At 65.3% G+C, this 17,524-nt stretch carries 14 protein-coding genes; 4 read left to right on the top strand and 10 right to left on the bottom strand.

What is annotated here, in order from left to right; genetic code table 11:
- Window positions 1-12: 12 nt before the first annotated feature.
- Complete coding sequence (locus FB460_RS11790) at window positions 13-978, top strand: DUF4439 domain-containing protein (RefSeq protein WP_170210080.1); 966 nt, start codon at window positions 13-15, stop codon at window positions 976-978.
- Between the two features lie 3 nt (window positions 979-981).
- Here FB460_RS11790 and FB460_RS13440 read toward each other — a convergent pair whose 3' ends face one another.
- The 6 genes from FB460_RS13440 to dxr all read right to left on the bottom strand — a co-directional run bounded on the left by FB460_RS13440 (window position 982) and on the right by dxr (window position 8,162).
- Window positions 982-1,659, bottom strand: a complete 678-nt coding sequence (locus tag FB460_RS13440; RefSeq protein WP_142094398.1) for a M23 family metallopeptidase — start codon at window positions 1,657-1,659, stop codon at window positions 982-984.
- Window positions 1,660-1,687: 28 nt separating this feature from the next.
- Entirely contained in the window at window positions 1,688-3,433 is a 1,746-nt protein-coding gene (locus FB460_RS11780; RefSeq protein WP_142094447.1) for a proline--tRNA ligase, read from the bottom strand.
- A gap of 127 nt (window positions 3,434-3,560) precedes the next feature.
- Window positions 3,561-4,400, bottom strand: coding sequence for a GNAT family N-acetyltransferase (locus tag FB460_RS11775; RefSeq protein WP_142094397.1), 840 nt, complete (start codon window positions 4,398-4,400; stop codon window positions 3,561-3,563).
- Between the two features lie 6 nt (window positions 4,401-4,406).
- A complete protein-coding gene (gene ispG / locus FB460_RS11770; RefSeq protein ID WP_142094396.1) occupies window positions 4,407-5,552 on the bottom strand; it encodes a flavodoxin-dependent (E)-4-hydroxy-3-methylbut-2-enyl-diphosphate synthase in 1,146 nt (381 codons plus the stop codon).
- 22 nt (window positions 5,553-5,574) lie between these two features.
- Window positions 5,575-6,876 (bottom strand): M50 family metallopeptidase, encoded by a 1,302-nt coding sequence (locus tag FB460_RS11765; RefSeq protein WP_142094395.1) that lies wholly within the window; start codon window positions 6,874-6,876, stop codon window positions 5,575-5,577.
- A gap of 5 nt (window positions 6,877-6,881) precedes the next feature.
- Complete coding sequence (dxr, locus tag FB460_RS11760; RefSeq protein ID WP_142094394.1) at window positions 6,882-8,162, bottom strand: 1-deoxy-D-xylulose-5-phosphate reductoisomerase; 1,281 nt, start codon at window positions 8,160-8,162, stop codon at window positions 6,882-6,884.
- Window positions 8,163-8,230: 68 nt separating this feature from the next.
- On the opposite strand from dxr, the gene FB460_RS11755 reads away from it, so the two are divergent.
- Together FB460_RS11755 and FB460_RS11750 are read left to right on the top strand one after the other, a co-directional pair.
- Window positions 8,231-9,370: an LOG family protein gene (locus tag FB460_RS11755; RefSeq protein ID WP_246044403.1), complete on the top strand. Its 1,140-nt coding sequence runs from the start codon at window positions 8,231-8,233 to the stop codon at window positions 9,368-9,370.
- 144 nt (window positions 9,371-9,514) lie between these two features.
- Window positions 9,515-12,346 carry an ExeM/NucH family extracellular endonuclease gene (locus FB460_RS11750; protein ID WP_142094392.1) on the top strand — a complete coding sequence of 944 codons (2,832 nt, stop codon included), beginning with the start codon at window positions 9,515-9,517 and terminating at the stop codon, window positions 12,344-12,346.
- A 94-nt stretch (window positions 12,347-12,440) separates the two neighbouring features.
- Here the strand turns inward: FB460_RS11750 and rlmN are convergent, their stop codons facing one another.
- The 4 genes from rlmN to pyrH all read right to left on the bottom strand — a co-directional run bounded on the left by rlmN (window position 12,441) and on the right by pyrH (window position 15,915).
- Complete coding sequence (gene rlmN / locus FB460_RS11745; RefSeq protein WP_142094391.1) at window positions 12,441-13,661, bottom strand: dual-specificity RNA methyltransferase RlmN; 1,221 nt, start codon at window positions 13,659-13,661, stop codon at window positions 12,441-12,443.
- Between the two features lies 1 nt (window position 13,662).
- Entirely contained in the window at window positions 13,663-14,559 is an 897-nt protein-coding gene (locus FB460_RS11740; RefSeq protein WP_142094390.1) for a phosphatidate cytidylyltransferase, read from the bottom strand.
- On the bottom strand, window positions 14,559-15,110 hold the full coding sequence (frr, locus tag FB460_RS11735) for a ribosome recycling factor (RefSeq protein ID WP_211345989.1): 552 nt from the start codon (window positions 15,108-15,110) through the stop codon (window positions 14,559-14,561). The genes FB460_RS11740 and frr overlap by 1 nt, the downstream gene beginning before the upstream one ends.
- 94 nt (window positions 15,111-15,204) lie before the next feature.
- A complete protein-coding gene (gene pyrH, locus FB460_RS11730) occupies window positions 15,205-15,915 on the bottom strand; it encodes a UMP kinase (protein WP_142094388.1) in 711 nt (236 codons plus the stop codon).
- A gap of 204 nt (window positions 15,916-16,119) precedes the next feature.
- Here pyrH and FB460_RS11725 point away from each other — a divergent pair, with 204 nt between their 5' ends.
- The gene (locus FB460_RS11725; RefSeq protein ID WP_142094387.1) at window positions 16,120-17,520 is read left to right on the top strand and encodes a dicarboxylate/amino acid:cation symporter; all 1,401 of its coding nucleotides are present in this window, start codon (window positions 16,120-16,122) and stop codon (window positions 17,518-17,520) included.
- Window positions 17,521-17,524 lie beyond the last annotated feature (4 nt).

The raw sequence follows: 17,524 nt of genomic DNA, 5'->3' as shown, positions 1-17,524 counted from the left end.
ACGGTCAGCGGCGTGTTGACCCGCCGTGCGCTTCTGCTGGGATCGGCCGTGGTTGCGGTGGCCGGTTGTTCCCCCGCCCCCACGATCACCGGAGGCCCCACCGCTCCTCCCGAAGTGCCGCCCCTCCCCGAGTTCCCGGGAGCCAAGGAGGCTCAGGCGCAGGAATTCGCCTTGCAGCAGACGGCCCGTTCGCTGGCCGAACACGGACTTCCCTCGGGCAAGGATCTCCAGCAGGCACACACCGCACGTCTGACCGCGCTGCGCCATCCCGAGCCGCAACTGCGTCCCACCACCGAGCCGACACCCCAACCAGGTTTCACCCCGGAACCGATGCCCGCGACCGATGCGCCTCCGCCCCGCGACCGTCGTGAAGCGGCACGGCTCATGCGCACGCAGCTGAAGGCCACCCACGCCGCCCACCGGGAACGTGCTCTCGAGGCCACCGGCGCTGCAGCACTGTTGTGGGCCAGCCTCAGCGCAGCCTGTGCCGCCGAACCCGAGGCTCTGGGCGACACCCGTCGCCCCGAACTCGTCCCGACCACGCCTACCCTGCTGCCGGAGACGACACCGGCCAAGTGCATGGGTGATCTGCTCGCCGAGACCCACGCGGTCATCTACGTGATGCAGACCGCCCTGGGGATCCTCGGCGGCAACGAGGCGCGGGCGTTGGAAACCACGCTGGGGCGGCGTCGCGATGTACGCGCTCGCCTGACCTCCGAGCTGGCCGCCATGGACGCCGATGCCCCCGCCGCGCTTCCGGCTTACGACGTTCCGACGCTCAGGGGGGACGCCGCCGAAGCCCGACGTCTGATCGCGAAGGTCGAAGCCCGCTATGCACGATTCGTCGGTCCGATGATCGCCGCGGTCGAGCCGATGCGCGAGTACGGCACGAACCTGTTGGCCGACGCCCATGCCAGCTCGGTGCGGTGGGGCGCGGCCCTGATCGTGTGGCCGGGATGGCCCGACCCCGTGGACTGACCGTCAGCCCAGACCGGTCAGACACAGATCGGCGGCGGGATCGACCGCTGAATCCACCGCGCCACCCGCGGGGCGCACCTCGAAGTGGAGATGGCAACCATCCGGAGCACCATCGGCGCCGTTGATGGCGATCCGGTCCCCCTTCCGCACCGAATCCCCCGCCTCCACGAAGCGTTGACTGACATGGCCGATCACGTGATCCTTCTCCCCCGAGCGCACCATGAACGCGAGCGAACCATACGCGTCGCCCAGACCGCCGACGACCACTTCTCCATCGACCGCCGAACGGATATCGACGCCGCAGGGCAGCGCGACATCGGTCCCGTGATGGAACCCCTGCTCACCGGGGCACCTGGGGTCAGACGCGTACCACGGCGCACTCGAACAGCCGAACGGCACCATCACCTTCCCGGCTCCCGCGTACCACGGTGAGGTGTGGAAGGCGTTCTCGTCGGTGTCATAGAACTGCCATCGCTCATCGACCGATGCCTCGAACTCGGCGATCATCCGCTCCTCCTCCGACGGCGTCGGGGTGGATGAGGGCGTGGGAGTCGGTGTCGCAGTCCGCGATCCGGGCAACGGCTTGGGTGTCACCGTGATCGTGGGCACCGGCGTCGGATCATCACCGGGTTGGCCCTGAGCGCAGGCCGCGAGCAGCAGAGCCGCCACAACGGCGAGCACCTGTCGGATCCGCAGCCGGGAGCGCATCTCAGCCCAGCCGTTCCAGCGTCTCCCGTATCGCCCCGACCGCGTCGGCCACCGGCACATCAACGCGGTCTCCGGTGCTCCGGGTGCGAACCTCAACCACGCCATCGGCGAGGCCACGCCCGACCACGACGGAGACCGGCATACCGAGCAGTTCGGAATCCGCGAACTTGACGCCAGGCGAGGCCTTGCGGTCGTCCAGCAGCACGGTGACACCGGCGGCGTCGAGTTCCTCGGCGATCTCGGTCGCCTTGGCGAACACGTCCTCACCCTTGCCCGTGGCGAGCACGTGCACTTCGAAGGGCGCGAGATCACGGGGCCAGGACAGGCCCTTGTCGTCGCAGGTCCCCTCGGCGACGGCGGCCACGGCACGCGAGACACCGATTCCATAGGAGCCCATGGTCACCACGACCTGCTTGCCGTTGGGGTCGAGGACCTTCAGCTCGAGCGCTTCGGCGTACTTGCGGCCGAGCTGGAAGATGTGCCCCATCTCCATGCCGCGGGCCAGGGTGAGCGGCCCCGAGCCGTCCGGAGCAGGGTCGCCGTCGAACACTTCGGCCACATCGATCGAACCGTCGCTGGTGAAGTCACGTCCGCACACAAGATCGAACACGTGGCGCCCGGCCTCATTCGCGCCCGTGACCCACGCAGTGCCCTCAACGATCCGAGGATCGGTCAGGTACCGCACACCCGACGCCGATTCCTCGCCCAGAGCCTGCGGGCCGATGTACCCCTGCACCAGGGCGGGGTTCTGTGCGAAGTCCTCCGCGGTGAATTCCTCCACCACCGACGGATCGGCCCACGCCTCCAGACGCTTGGCATCCACCTGTCGGTCGCCAGGGATGCCGATGGCGAGTGCCTCGGTGCTGCCATCGGGGTGGCGAAGTTTGACGACCACATTCTTCAACGTGTCGGCGGCGCTCCACTCACGATCGGGGAAGAGTTCACGCGCCACGGCCACGAGCGTGTCGATCGTGGGGGTCTCGGGGGTGTCCTCGACATGGGCGGCCGGGGTGTTGCTGGCATCGACCGGTTCGGGACGCAGCGTCTGCACCGCTTCGACATTGGCCGCATAGCCGCCGGGTGAGCGCACGAAGGTGTCCTCACCGATATCGGAGACCGCCAGGAACTCCTCGGATTTGGAGCCGCCCATGGCGCCGGCGGTGGCCTGGACGATCTCATAGTCGAAGCCGAGGCGATCGAAGATACGGATGTAGGCCTCACGGTGCCTGCGGTAGGACTCATCGAGCCCTGCATCGTCGATGTCGAAGGAGTAGGAGTCCTTCATGATGAACTCGCGGCCTCGCAGCAACCCGGCACGAGGCCGTGCTTCGTCCCTGTACTTGTTCTGGATCTGATAGATCGCGAGCGGGAGATCCTTGTAGGACGAATAGAGGTCCTTGACCACGAGCGTGAACATCTCCTCGTGGGTGGGGCCCAGAAGCATGTCGTTGTCGCGGCGGTCCCTGAGTCGGAACAGGTTGTCGCCGTAGTCGTCCCAGCGTCCGGTCGCCTCGTACGGCTCCCGCGGCAACAGCGCGGGGAATGAGACCTCCTGGGCGCCGATGGCGTCCATCTCCTCGCGCACGATGCGTTCCACGTTGTGCAGGACGCGCAGGCCGAGCGGCAACCACGAGTAGATGCCCGGTGCCACACGACGGATGTAGCCGGCCCGCACAAGCCAACGATGGCTGGCGACCTCGGCGTCGGCGGGGTCCTCCCGCAACGTGCGCACGAACAACTGCGACATCCGAGTGATGCTCACGGACTCTCCTTCAGGGCCGGAAATCTGGCGGTGTGGATTCTGTGTGTCGTCCACACCGCGCTCACACCCTAGCGGTGGCCTCATCCGCGCCGCTCAGGACAACCCCTGCCGGTCAATACAGCACGGTGGCGAACTCTCCCACCTGCTCGAAACCACAGCGGGCATAGGTGGCTCGGGCCGGCAGATTGAAGTCGTTCACATAGAGCGAGATCGTGCGAAAACGCCGTCGAGCCAGACGCACCACCTGCGCCATGGCGGGGGCGGCCAGACCCCGCCCACGTAGTTTGGGATCGACCCACACACCCTGCACCTGCGCCACGGGTCCGGCGGTCGCTCCCAGATCGGCCTTGAAGATCACCCGACCTTCTTCGATGATCGCGAAGGCTCGCCCCGTCTCGATCAGGGTACGCACGTGCTGCATGTAGCCCTGCGTCGCGTCCAGACCCAGTGGGGACACCCCGACCTCTTCGGTGTACATCGCCACGGAAGCCTCGAAGTACGGGGCGAAATCGGCCATCGTGACGGGCCTGACTCGCTCATCCCCCTCGATACCGGGATCTGTGCTGATTGCGAGCATGGGCTGTGAAGGCCGGATGTCGCGGGGATCCGCCCATGACTCGTCGGCCTCCACCAGAAGTCGGAACAGCTCCATCGTCTGCATCGACTCCCCCACCAACGAGGTGCTCGTCCGGCGCGTGCGCCCCACCACACCCGCGAATCCGGCCAGAGCAGCGTCATCGGCTCCGACGCTCATCAGGTTGGCGCCCTGATGGCACACCGCCATCAGCTCGCCGTACTCGAACCATCCCCAGACACGACAGCCCATCCGGCGCAGCCCCAACGCATCGACCCGTGCGGCGATGAACACCCGTTCCACCGGGTCACGCGCAAGAAAATGGCGGAGCAGGCCCTCATCCGATGGGGCAAGCGCCCGCAGTCGGGTACCACCCATGGTCGGTCAGCCGGTGACGGTCACGTCCGGAGTGCCTTCGCCCTCCATCGTCTCCGCGATCCGCATGGCTTCCTCGATCAGCGTCTCGACGATGTCGGCTTCCTTCACGGTCTTGATGACCTCACCACGAACGAAGATCTGGCCCTTACCGTTGCCCGACGCGACACCGAGGTCCGCCTCACGTGCCTCACCCGGCCCGTTGACGACGCAACCCATCACAGCCACTCGCAGCGGCACGGTCAGCCCCTCAAGCCCCGCTGTGACCTTCTCTGCGAGTGTGTAGACGTCCACCTGGGCACGGCCACACGAAGGGCAGGACACGATCTCGAGCTTGCGTGGGCGCAGGTTCAGCGACTCGAGGATCTTCGTCCCGACCTTCACCTCCTCCACGGGGTCGGCGGAGAGCGAGACTCGAATCGTGTCACCGATCCCCTCGCTGAGGAGCGCGCCGAAAGCCGTCGCCGACTTGATCGTGCCCTGGAACGCGGGACCGGCCTCGGTGACGCCGAGATGCAGGGGCCAGTCACCGGCGGCGGCCAGCTGCCGGTAGGCCTGCACCATCACCACCGGGTCGTGGTGCTTGACCGAGATCTTGAAGTCGTGGAAGTCGTGTTCCTCGAACAGTGAGGCCTCCCAGACCGCGGATTCCACGAGGGCCTCGGGTGTGGCGCTCCCGTACTTCTCGAGCAGGCGCTTGTCGAGCGAACCAGCGTTCACGCCAATACGCAGCGACACCCCGTGGTCCTTGGCCGCCTGTGCGATCTGCTTGACCTGATCATCGAACTTGCGGATGTTGCCGGGGTTGACACGCACAGCCGCACAGCCCGCTTCGATGGCGGCGAACACGTACTTGGGCTGGAAGTGGATGTCGGCGATCACCGGGATCTGCGAGTGCCGGGCGATCTCGGGCAGCGCCTCGGCATCGTCCTGGCTCGGGCAGGCCACCCGCACGATGTCACAGCCCGATGCGGTCAGCTCAGCGATCTGTTGCAGCGTCGAATTCACATCGGTGGTGGCCGTCGTGGTCATCGACTGCACCGAGATCGGTGCGTCGCCGCCGACATCCACCGACCCCACCTTGATGCGGCGCGTCCTGCGTCGAGGTGCAAGTACCGGAGCAGGTCCTTCGGGCATGGGCAGATCGGTCGTCATCTCGCATCTCCTCGCAGCGGCGTCAGCCGAACAGACGTATCGGACTCACGACATCGGCCGCGATGAGGATCACGCCCGATACCGCGATGAACACGAACACAACGTACGCCACCGGGAGAAACTTCGCAGTGTCCAGGTACCCGGGGTCGTTTCGTCCGAAGACGCGGGCCCCTTGGCGCCGGATCCACTCGATGATCGCGCCCAGGATATGACCGCCGTCGAGCGGCAACAGCGGCACGAAATTGAACAGACCGACGAACAGGTTCACCGAACCGATCAGGCTCACGAACGAGGCGACTTTGTCAGCTGCCGAGATCTGATCGGTCGATGAGATCTCCCCCGCCGCGCGGGAGGCACCGACGATGCTCATGGGCCCGTAAGGATCGCGTTCCTGACCGGTGACCAGATCAGCTGCGGTCTGGTACACGAGCACGGGGAAGCGCAGGAGCGCGCGGAAGGTCTGGACGGTCATGTCGCTCATCTGTTCCACGACCATTCCCGGCCCACCGGTGACGCGTTCCACGGTGGGAGCGACGCCGAGGAACCCGGCCTCCACGATCTTGGACGGATTGTCCAGATCCGGCACCCCGGTGATCATCGTGTCCGTGGTGGGCAGCACGACGCGATCACCAGAACGTTCGACGGTGATCGTCGCGGGCCGGTCCAGATTCTCGCGGATCAGGACGCGCATCTGTTCCCAATCGTGGATCGCCGTTCCATTGAACTCCACGATCCGGTCGCCGGGTCGCAGCCCCATGGCATACGCGGGGGTCTCCGGGTCTTCGGGTTCGCATTTCCGGCCCGAATCCTGCGCGGGCACGACGCACTGATCGACGGTCTGCACCACGGTCTGTGACTGGTAGACGCCGTAGGTGCCCATGACACCCCACAGGATGAAGAACGCCAGCACGATGTTCATCAGCGGGCCCGAGGCCATGATGATGAGTTTCTGCCAGGTCTTCTTCTGGAAGAACAAGCGCCCGTCGTCCTCGGGTTGGATCTCGGACCACTCCGCGTCACGGGAGGCATCGATCAATCCGGCGACAGGGTTGCTCGACCCGGCCCGTACCTTGCCGGTGTCCTTGGCCGGTGGATACATCCCCACCAGCCGTACGTAGCCGCCCAGGGGCAGCAGTTTGAATCCGTACTCGGTCTCCCCGCGACGCCACGACTTCAGAGTGCGGCCGAATCCCACGAAGTACTCGGTGACCTTCACACCGAACAACTTGGCCGGCACCATGTGTCCGATCTCGTGCAGGGCGATCGAGAGCATGATGAGCGCGAAGAACAGTACGGCTCCGCCGCCATAGACCAACGTGTCCACTGGACCTACTTCCTGGTGTTCTCTCCTGCGGCGCCCTGCGCAGTCCCGGTGAGTTCCCCGGCGCGATGCCGGGCCCAGGCGTCTGCAGCGAGAACGTCGTCGCGGGTGTGTTCCTCGGTGTGCCGAGCACCGGGCAAGTGTAGGTCGGGTGTGGGTCCGGGCGCGGTCGTGTGTTCGGGCGCGTCCCCGAGATGCTCGTCAACGATGCGCGAGACCGTGTCGACGATGTCACAGAATCCGATCCGTCCGCCACAGAAGGCATCCACCAGGACCTCATTCGCGCCGTTGTACACAGCGGGTGCGGTTCCGGCGGCCTTCCCGACGCGACGTGCGAGCCGCACCGCAGGGAACGCCTCATCGTCGAGCGGTTCGAAGGTCCATGCCGCAGCAGTCGTCCAGTCGCACGGGACGTCGGCGGCGGTGACGCGGCCGGGCCAGGACAGCCCCAGGGCGATCGGGATCTTCATCGATGGCGGCGAAGCTTGGACGATCGTGGATCCGTCGATGAATTCGACCATGGAATGCACGATCGATTGGGGGTGCACGGTGACGTGCACGTCATCGAGCGGCATGTTGAACAAAAGACCCGCCTCGAGGAGCTCGAGGCCCTTGTTCATCAACGTCGCCGAGTTGATCGTGACCACCCGCCCCATCGACCACGTCGGATGTTGCATGGCCTGTTCGGGGGTCACCGATACCAGTTCATCCCGGGATCGGCCACGGAATGGCCCGCCGGATGCGGTGAGGATGATGCGGCTGACCTCGTCGCGACGCCCGGCGCGCAGACACTGCGCGATGGCGGAGTGCTCCGAGTCCACGGGCACCAACTGGCCGGGGGCGGCGGCATCGGTGACGAGGCTCCCACCGATCACGAGGGATTCCTTGTTGGCCAGGGCCAATGTGGTTCCGGCAGCGAGTGTCGCCAAGGTGGCGTCGAGGCCTGCGGCCCCGGTGATGCCGTTCAGCACCACGTCACACGGCAATGCGGCCACCTCACCGGCTGCGTCGGGGCCGGCGGTGATCCGTGGCAACCGCACATCACCGCGGTTCCAACCGCGCTGCTGCGCTTGGGCGTACAAAGCGAGTTGAAGATCCTGAACCACCGTGGGCCGGGCCACCGCGACCACGTCCGGGGCGTGGTCCAAGATCTGGCGGGCGAGCAGATCGGTGTCAGATCCCCCCGCGGCGAGGGCGGTCACACGAAAATCGTCGCGCCGCTCCCCCACAACTTCGAGGGCCTGGGTTCCGATCGAACCGGTGCTGCCGAGAATCACCACTTCACGCACTCCGCCAGTGTGGCAGACAAATACAGATGACAGGCGGATACGGGAAGGGACCGTCTAGGTTGGAGCGCGTGCGCACCACTTCAAGCCCGACCGAGATCCATGACCTCGACGCCTTCATCGAGCAGGCCCAGCATGTCTCGTCATTGCGTGGGTGGTTCATCCAGTCCGTCGACCTGTCCGGCGTCACGGCTCTGCTGGAGAACCTCGATGTGCGCAATGCGGTGTTCCTGGGCTGCACCTTCGCCGACGGTGCGTTGGTTTCCCTGACCAGCCGGGGCGCTCTCGTCTTCCCGGCGCTGCCGGGCCTGCCCTTCGACGCCTACCGCTCATCGCTCTACAACGCCAAGGAGCTGTTCTCCCCTCCGGGCACCCAGCCGAGTCTGTCCACAGCAGCCACCACACCGGCCTACGAAGCGACCTATGACGGCATCGTCTACGGCTGGTACAACGACCTCGGCCCCCATCCCGACATCGCCGCCGAACTCGCCATGACCCTGCACGATCACGCCATCGGTGACGCCCTCGCCGAACTTCCCCATGAGCACGAGGAATTCGTCGGGATCATGGGTGGACACGCGGTGCGCCGGGGAACGGCGGAGTACGCAGCGGCCGCCGACCTCGCCAGGCGACTGGCTCAAGGTGGCCACGTGATCGTGACCGGTGGCGGACCGGGTGCTATGGAAGCGGCGAATCTTGGCGCAAGCCTCGCTGCACACCCCGAATCCGCACTGGAGGAGGCCCTGACCGAACTTGCGCAGGTTCCTGACTTCCGCCCCAGCATCGATGCATGGGCCCGCGCGGCCTTCGGCGTCGCCGAACGTTGGCCGGCCGGTGAACGGGGCCGATCGATCGGTATTCCGACATGGTTCTACGGGCACGAGCCACCGAACGTGTTCGCCACCGATATCGCGAAGTTCTTCAACAATGCCCTGCGTGAGGACACACTGTTGCATCGCTGCCGTGGCGGTATCGTCGTGCTTCCCGGCGCTGCCGGAACCACCCAGGAAGTGTTCCAGGCCACGACATGGAACTACTACGCCTCCGATGAGGCGGACATCATGCCCCTCGTACTTGTGAACAGCGACCACTGGCAACGGCGTCTGCCGGTGTGGCCGCTGCTGCAGGCATTGAGCCGGGACCGGATGATGGGCCGACACATCCATCTCGTCGACCAGGTTGATGAGGCACTCGCGATTCTCCAGAAGTGACCTTCAGTTGACCAGTTGGTTAACGACATTCAAGGCCCAGACGAACAATCCACAGGGCATTGCATCAAGGCTGGAATCGGGATGACTTCCCACCTTCTTGTTTCCTAGGTTGCTTGGCGTCCTATCCCCAAAACAAGGATTGTCATGTCGTCTCCGTTCACGCGCCGGCCCGCACGTGTACTGGCCGCGATGGGCACGCTGGCACTGGCGGGCACCCTGCTCCCAGCTGTTCCAGCCGATGCCGCCACCGCCGATCTTGTGATAAATGAGGTGTACGCCCGAGGAGGCTCGGCGAATCAGCCCTACACCGACAAATTCATCGAAATCCACAACCCGACTGACACTGCGCTCAGCCTCGACGGCGTCGAAGCTGCGTACTGGTCGAGCAGTCGCACGCAGGACGACCCGGTCGGCACCTGTGCCCTGACCGGAGAGGTTGCTCCCGGCGGCTACTTCGTCGTCACGATGCCCGGCAACGGCGAGGTCGGTGAAGCCGTCACATCGAATCAGGAGTGCAGCAATCTCTCTCCCTCCGGCACCAATGGATCGCTGGGGCTGCTCGAAGCCGGCACCGCCCTCGACATCGTCGGCTACGGAACCGCTCAGGTCGCCGAGGGAAACGCCGCCACCTACGACGGGACCAACCAGACCCCGGGCTCGATCGGCCGCACCGACGGCGCTGACAGCGATGACAACACCACCGACTTCACCTTCTTCGATGAGGTGTCCCCCGGTGCCGCCAACCCGGGCGCAAACACCACACCGGCTCCTGAGCCCACCGTGGAACCAGAACCGGAGCTGACTCCCATCTCAGAGATCCAGGGCCCCGGAGACGTCACCTTGCTGGACGGCCAGACGGTGACCACACGCGGCGTGATCACCGCGGTGTACTCCGCCGGTGGTTTCGATGGCATCTACATCCAGACGCCTGGCACCGGCGGCACCGCCAAGGATGACCAGGCCGCGTCCGATGGCATCTTCGTGTATCAACCCACCGGGCTGGACACCCTTGAGATCGGTCAGTGCCTGGAGATCACCGGAACCGCTGGTGAGCATTACTCGATGACCCAGATCAGCAACGTCACCTCCGCCGAGACCGTGGAGGGCTGCGACCCGGTCGCCCCGACCGAACTCGCCGAGTGGCCCACCACCGACGCCGAGCGTGAGCGTTACGAGGGCATGTCCGTCCAGCCGACGGGCACGTACACCATCACCAACAATTACACGCTCAACCAGTACGGTTCGGTGGGTCTCGCTTTCGGGGACGAGCCGCTGTACCAAGCCACCGACAAGGTGCGCCCGGGCACCGAGGCCGAGGCCTATGAGGCCGAGAACCAGAAGAAGGCCGTGACGCTCGACGACGGTGCCAGCATCAACTACATGCGTGACGCCGGCATGGACGAGCCGCTCCCGTATCTGGCTCACTCCACGATGCGCACCGGTGCTCACGCGACCTTCACCGAGCCGGTGATCCTGGACTACCGCTACGACTCGTGGAATTTCCAGCCGACCACGCCCCTGGGCGGTGACGAGCCCACCTTCGTGGACATCGAGGACACCCGTGTGCCCGCCCCTGAAGTGGGCGGCGACGTGAAGGTCGCGTCGTTCAACGTACTCAACTACTTCACCGACCTCGGCCAGGACGAGGAGGGGTGTGAGGCGTACACCGACCGCAATGGCACTCCGGTGGCGTCGGACTACTGCGCCGTGCGCGGCGCGTACACGCCGGAGGCCTTCGCCGATCAGGAGTCCAAGATCGTCAAGGCGATCAACGAGCTCGACGCCGACGTCGTCGGTCTGATGGAGATCGAGGACACCTTCAACGTGCCGCAGTCGCAGGGGCACAAGAAGAATCCCGATCTGGCGTTGGCCGCACTGGTCGACGCCCTCAACGCCGCTGCCGGTTCCGAGGTGTGGGCGTATTCGCCCTCACCCGATGTCTGGACCAATACCGATGTGATCCGCACGGCCTTCATCTACAAAAAGGACGTCGTCGAGCCGACCGGTCCTGCCCTGATGCTCGCGGACCCCGCGTTCTCGAACGCTCGTCATCCGCTGGCTCAGACCTTCGCACGCGTGGACGATCCCGAACACGAATTCGTCGCCGTGGTGAATCACTTCAAGTCGAAGGGTTCCGGTGAGGACGATGGAACGGGGCAGGGCAATGCGAACCCCGATCGCATCGCGCAGGCCGAGGCGCTCGCCGCCTGGATGGATGAAATGGATGAGTTCACCGACAAGCCGCAGCTGCTTCTCGGTGACTTCAACGCCTACACCATGGAGGACCCGCTGAAGACGCTGGAGGACGCCGGTTGGGTCAACGCGCCCAAGTCCGTCGGTGCCGACGACGCGTCGTACCAGTTCAGCGGCCGCCTCGGCTCGCTGGACCACATCTTCGGCAATGGCAGCGCGATGGATCTGATCAACGCCACCGAGGGCACGCAGGCCGCCGTCTGGAACATCAACGGTGACGAGTCGATCGCCCACCAGTACTCGCGTCGCAACTACAACGTCACCGACTTCCACGAGGACAACGCCTTCGCCTCCTCGGACCACGACCCCGTCGTCGTGGGTCTGACGTTCCCCAAGCCGACGCCAACTCCGACCCCGGAGCCCACGCCCGAGCCCACCCCGGAGCCAACCCCGGAACCCACGCCCGAGCCAACCCCGGAACCGACGCCCGAGCCCACCCCGGAACCGACACCGGAACCCACGCCAAGTGCTGACCCGACGGTGAAGCCCAGCGACCCGGCACCGGAAGATCCCAGCGCTCCAGCGCAGGACCCCAGCGACCCGGCACCGGAGGACCCCAGTGCTCCGGCGCAGGACCCCACCCCATCGACTGGGCCGGTGCAGGCCGATCCGCCTTCCGGCGGCAAGCTGCCGAGCACCGGTGCAGCCGACGTGATGGGTCTGGCTGTGCTCAGCATCACGGCCCTGGCAGCAGGAACGATGTTGCTGCGTCGCCGTGACTGACGTGCATGTTCACGCATGAAGAAGGCCGCCTCGGGGAGCAGATCCCCGAGGCGGCCTTCCTGGCGTCTTCACCTCTTGTGCTTGCGGTGTCGAGTCAGCTCTCCGAAGCGGCCAGCTGACCGCATGCACCATCGATCTCCTGGCCACGGGTGTCACGGACGGTCACCGGCACGCCTCTGGCTTCGAGACGCCGCACGAATTCGCGTTCGTCCTCGGGCCGTGAGGCGGTCCATTTGGAACCGGGGGTCGGATTGAGCGGGATGAGGTTCACGTGGACCCAACCCCAGTCGCCACGTGCGGTCAACACATCGGCGAGGAGGTCGGCGCGGTGTGCCTGATCGTTGATGTCCTTGATGAGGGCGTATTCGATGGAGACACGCCGCTTCGTCCGCTGGGCATAGCCCCACGCCGCGTCCAGCAGTTCTCCAACCTTGTACCGCTGGTTGATCGGCACGAGGTTGTCTCGGAGCTCGTCATCTGGGGCGTGCAGGCTCACCGCGAGTGTGACCGGTAGCTCTTCCTCGGTGAGCCGGAGGATCTGCGGCACGAGCCCCACGGTCGAGATGGTGATGCCACGGGCAGACATGCCGTACCCGTTCGGGGTCTCGGCCAGAAGCGTCCGCACCGCGCCGAGCACCGCCTTGTAGTTCGCCATCGGCTCGCCCATCCCCATGAAAACCACATTGGAGATGCGCCCGGGCCCGCCGGGAAGGTCACCACGTGCGGTCCGGCGAGCACCGGCGAGCACCTGCTCCACGATCTCCGCCTGTGAAAGATTGCGGTTCAGCCCTCCTTGCCCAGTGGCGCAGAACGGGCATGCCATACCGCAACCGGCCTGGGAGCTGATGCAGATCGTCGTTCGGGTGCGGGCTTCCCGGTTGTGGTGCCCGTAACGCATCAGCACCGACTCCACCAGCGTGCCGTCGTGCAACCGCCACAGGTCCTTGATGGTGGCGTCCCCGTCACAGGTCAGCGCGCGGACCGGCTCGAGGAGCTGTGGGAAGAAGGTTTCCGCAACGCGGTTCCGCAGGTTCGTGGGCAGATCTGTCCAAGCTGCGGGGTCCTCGGAAAGATGCTCGTACCAGTGGGTGGAGATCTGTTTGGCGCGGAACGACGGAAGACCGTTCTCTTTCATCGCCTCCACGCGGCCATCGGGATCGAGGTCCGACCAGTGCCGCGGAGGCTTGCCCCGACGAGGCGCTTCGAACACCAACGGCAGTTTGCCGCGCCCATCCTCGGGAGAAACATCTGGCACCGGCAGCGCCCCGGCCCCACGACGGATGACTCGGATGTCATCGGAACGGTCACCAGACATATCAACCTCCCGGCACGAACAGATACATCACCATCCACGCGATCGGAGCGGCCACGAGAAGCGAATCGAGCCGATCCATGACACCACCGTGCCCGGGGAGCACCGACGACATGTCCTTGATCCCCACATCACGTTTGATGAGCGATTCGATCAGGTCTCCGCAGGCACCGGTGATGACCAGCGCCGGCCCCAGTATGAGACCGACCCAGAACGACACATCCAGCAGGAAGACGCTCAGGGCCGTCGCCACCACGACTCCGCTCAACAACGAGCCGGCAAAGCCTTCCCACGTCTTCTTGGGGCTGATCCGAGGCGCCATCTGATGTGTGCCGAACAGGATGCCGGCGGCATATCCACCGGTGTCGCTGGCGGCGACGACCGCGACGAACGCCAACACGCGCTGCCCACCGGACTCCCCCGCGAGCATCAGGCCGGCGAATGCTCCCAGCAGGGGTAGGTAGCCGATGATGAAAAGACTGGCAGCAGCGTCCTTCACATACCCTTCGGCGCCACCGCGCATACGCCACACCAATGCCGCAAGAACCGTGGCACCCAGCGTCGCGAGCATGAGTGTGTTCGACGGGATCGACGCCGTGACGTCTCGCAGACCCGCGAAATACGACCCCGTCACGATCGCAACGGTCCCGATGACGATGGGAACGGTGGCCGCGTTCATACCGACGCGGCGCAGCGCGTGGCTGACTTCGACCGCCCCCACCGCAAGAGCGGCACCCACCATCAACGCAAAAGCCCACTGGAGCCAGAACAGGGTGACCAAGAAAGTGCCACCAAGAACCACCCCGACTCCGATCGCCACCGGAAGATTGCGTCCAGCGCGTCCGTAGTCGGGGGGTGTGGAGCCCTTGGGACCGATTCCGGTCTCACCACCTTCGGTCATCAGACCTCGAGGAGCTCGGCTTCCTTGTTCTTCAGGAGTTCGTCGATGGCATCAGTCCGCTTCTTGGTCTCGGCGTCGAGAACCTTCTCGGCGTGATGGACCTCGTCCTCGCCGGTCTGCTTGTCCTTGACGAGCTTGTCGAGCGCATCACGGGTGACGCGTCGGGCATTGCGCACCGAGATGTGCGCTTCCTCGGCCTTGGTCTTGGCGACCTTGATGTAGTCCTTGCGGCGCTGCTCGGTGAGCTGCGGCAGCCCCACACGAATCTGATGACCGTCCGAGGCAGGATTGCCCAGCTCGGAATCACGGATGGCCTTCTCGATGGCAGCCATCGTCGACACGTCATAGGGCTGGACCGTCACCATCCGCGCATCGACGATCTGCACCGTCGCAATCTGCTGGATCGGCATCGACTGCCCGTAGACCTCGGCCATGATGCTGTTGAACATCCCGGGGTGTGCGCGTCCGGTACGGATGGCGGCGAACTCCTCCTTGACGTGCTCCACCGCGGCATCCATCTTCAGCTCGCCCTCAGCGAGGATCTCGTCAATCACGTTTCGTCCCTTTCCCTGGGCTGATGAAGCCCACTGCGTGGCCGTTTCTCGGCCCATCGACTGGTTCCGCCGGCGTCTGGTCGCTCCGGATTCACCGGTGCACGGTCGTGCCCATCTTCTCACCCGAAACCGCGCGGGCGATGCTGCCCTCACTGTCGAGCTTGAAGAAAATCATGGGCAGATCATAGTCCCGGGCCATCGAGATTGCCGTCGCGTCGGCAACCTTGAGCCCACGTGCCAGGAATTCGTTGTAGCTGAGTTCATCGAACAGTTTGGCGTCCGGATTGATCCGCGGGTCGGAATCATAGACACCATCCACACCCTGCTTGGCCATGAGCAGGACCTCGGCACCGATCTCCAACGCACGCTGCGCCGCAACGGTGTCGGTCGAGAAGTACGGCATACCCGAGCCGGCACCGAAGATGACCACACGCCCCTTCTCCAGATGACGCTCGGCCTTGCGCGGAATATATGGTTCAGCCACCTGCTGCATGGAGATCGCGGTCTGCACACGCGTCTCCAGCCCGGCCTTCTCGCAGAAATCCTGCAGGGCCAGACAGTTCATGACCGTTCCGAGCATGCCCATGTAATCGGCCCGGTCACGATCCATTCCACGCTGCTGCAGCTCGGCACCGCGGAAAAAGTTGCCACCGCCCACGACGATCGCCACCTGAACGCCTCGCGAGACCACCTCCGCGATCTGCTGCGCGACCTGGATGACGACATCGGGATCGACACCCACCTGGCCACCTCCGAAGGCCTCCCCCGAAAGCTTCAACAGGACGCGCTTGTATGCAGGCATGGATCTCCTCATCAGGATGTGGACAGGGCACCGACACACATCATCCCGCAGCACCTTCGTGGGCACAATTCGGCATCGGCGGCGCATGGACTCCGGCCACCGTCACAACAAACGCGACCCATAGGCGGGAATTATGGCACCATAAGCCTTGTTGTTCTCAGCGTCAGATCGATTCGACCAGCCGCTGTGGCCGGAAAGGAAACCATGACCACCCCACACACCACCGACACCACGGACAGCTCACCGCTGCGCCGCTGGGCATCCTCTTTCGGCGTCCAGGTGAGCGCCGCGCTGATCCTGGGCCTCGCATTGGGCCTGATCGCGCGTGCCATGAACTCCGGCGACGAGGGAGCCGACAACTGGCTCGGAACCACCCTGTCCACGATCGGCTCGTCCTATGTGACGCTGCTGAAGACCGCCGTCGTCCCCCTGGTCATCACCGCGATCATCGCCAGCGTCGGGAATCTTCGGAAGGTCACCAATGCCGCACGCCTCGCGGTGTCGACGCTGCTGTGGTTCGCGTTCACCGCACTGATCGCCGTCCTGATCGGCATCGTTCTGGGGCTGATCGTCCAGCCGGGTAACCACGTGGACGCCAACGCCGTGGAGGCCGCCGCTCCTGCGAGCCAAGGCAGCTGGCTGGCCTTCCTCACCGGCTTGGTGCCGGAGAACATCCTCGGACTCGAGGTGTCCACCGAGATCGACAGCGGCCAGGCCGAGTCGGAGGTCGGGTTCAACATCCTGCAGTTGATCGTCGCCTCCGGCGCCGTGGGCATCGCCGCGGTGAAGGTCGGGAAGCCGGCCGAACCGTTCCTCGCCTTCGTCGATTCTGCCCTCGCCGTGGTGCAGAAGCTCGTGTGGTGGATCGTCCGCATCGCCCCCATCGGCACCCTGGGACTCATCGGCAATGCCGTCTACTCCTACGGGTGGTCGACCATGGGGTCCCTCGCCTGGTTCGTGGCTGCAGTCTACGTGGGTCTTGCTCTGGTGTTCGCCGTCGAGTACCCGGTGCTCGCGCGCCTCAATGGACTCTCGGTGAAGCAGTACTTCAACGGCGTGTGGCCGGCCTTCCAGCTCGGGTTCGTCTCCCGCTCGTCGATGGGCACCATGCCGGTCACGCAGCGCGTGGCCGAACGGAATTTCGGCGTACCGCGTAGTTACGCGTCCTTCGCAGTTCCCTTCGGCGCCACGTCGAAGATGGACGGGTGCGCGGCCATCTACCCGTCGATCGCCGCGATATTCGTCGCACAGTTCTTCGGCGTCGAACTCAACCTCCTGCACTACGTGCTCATCGTCTTCGTGGCCGTGATCGGCTCGGCAGCGACCGCTGGAACCACAGGCGCCACGGTCATGTTGACGCTGACTCTCTCGACGCTCGGCCTGCCCCTGGAAGGCGTCGGGCTGCTCCTGGCGATCGAGCCGATCGTCGACATGGGGCGCACCGCCGTGAACGTGGCCGGCCAAGCACTGGTCCCCGCCATCGTCGCCAAGCGCCACGGGATCCTCGACCAGGAAGCCTACGACGCGCCCCGGAGCAACTACCTCGATGACGACCGACCGGGCGCCGAACCAGCACGCGTCGAACCGGAACCGGCCCACGGATGACCCG

Origin of the sequence: Propioniferax innocua, assembly GCF_006716235.1 — a bacterium.
Lineage (GTDB): Bacteria > Actinomycetota > Actinomycetes > Propionibacteriales > Propionibacteriaceae > Propioniferax > Propioniferax innocua.
The sequence above is the reverse complement of the archived record's forward strand: the minus strand, read 5'-3'. Positions and strand labels throughout refer to the sequence as shown.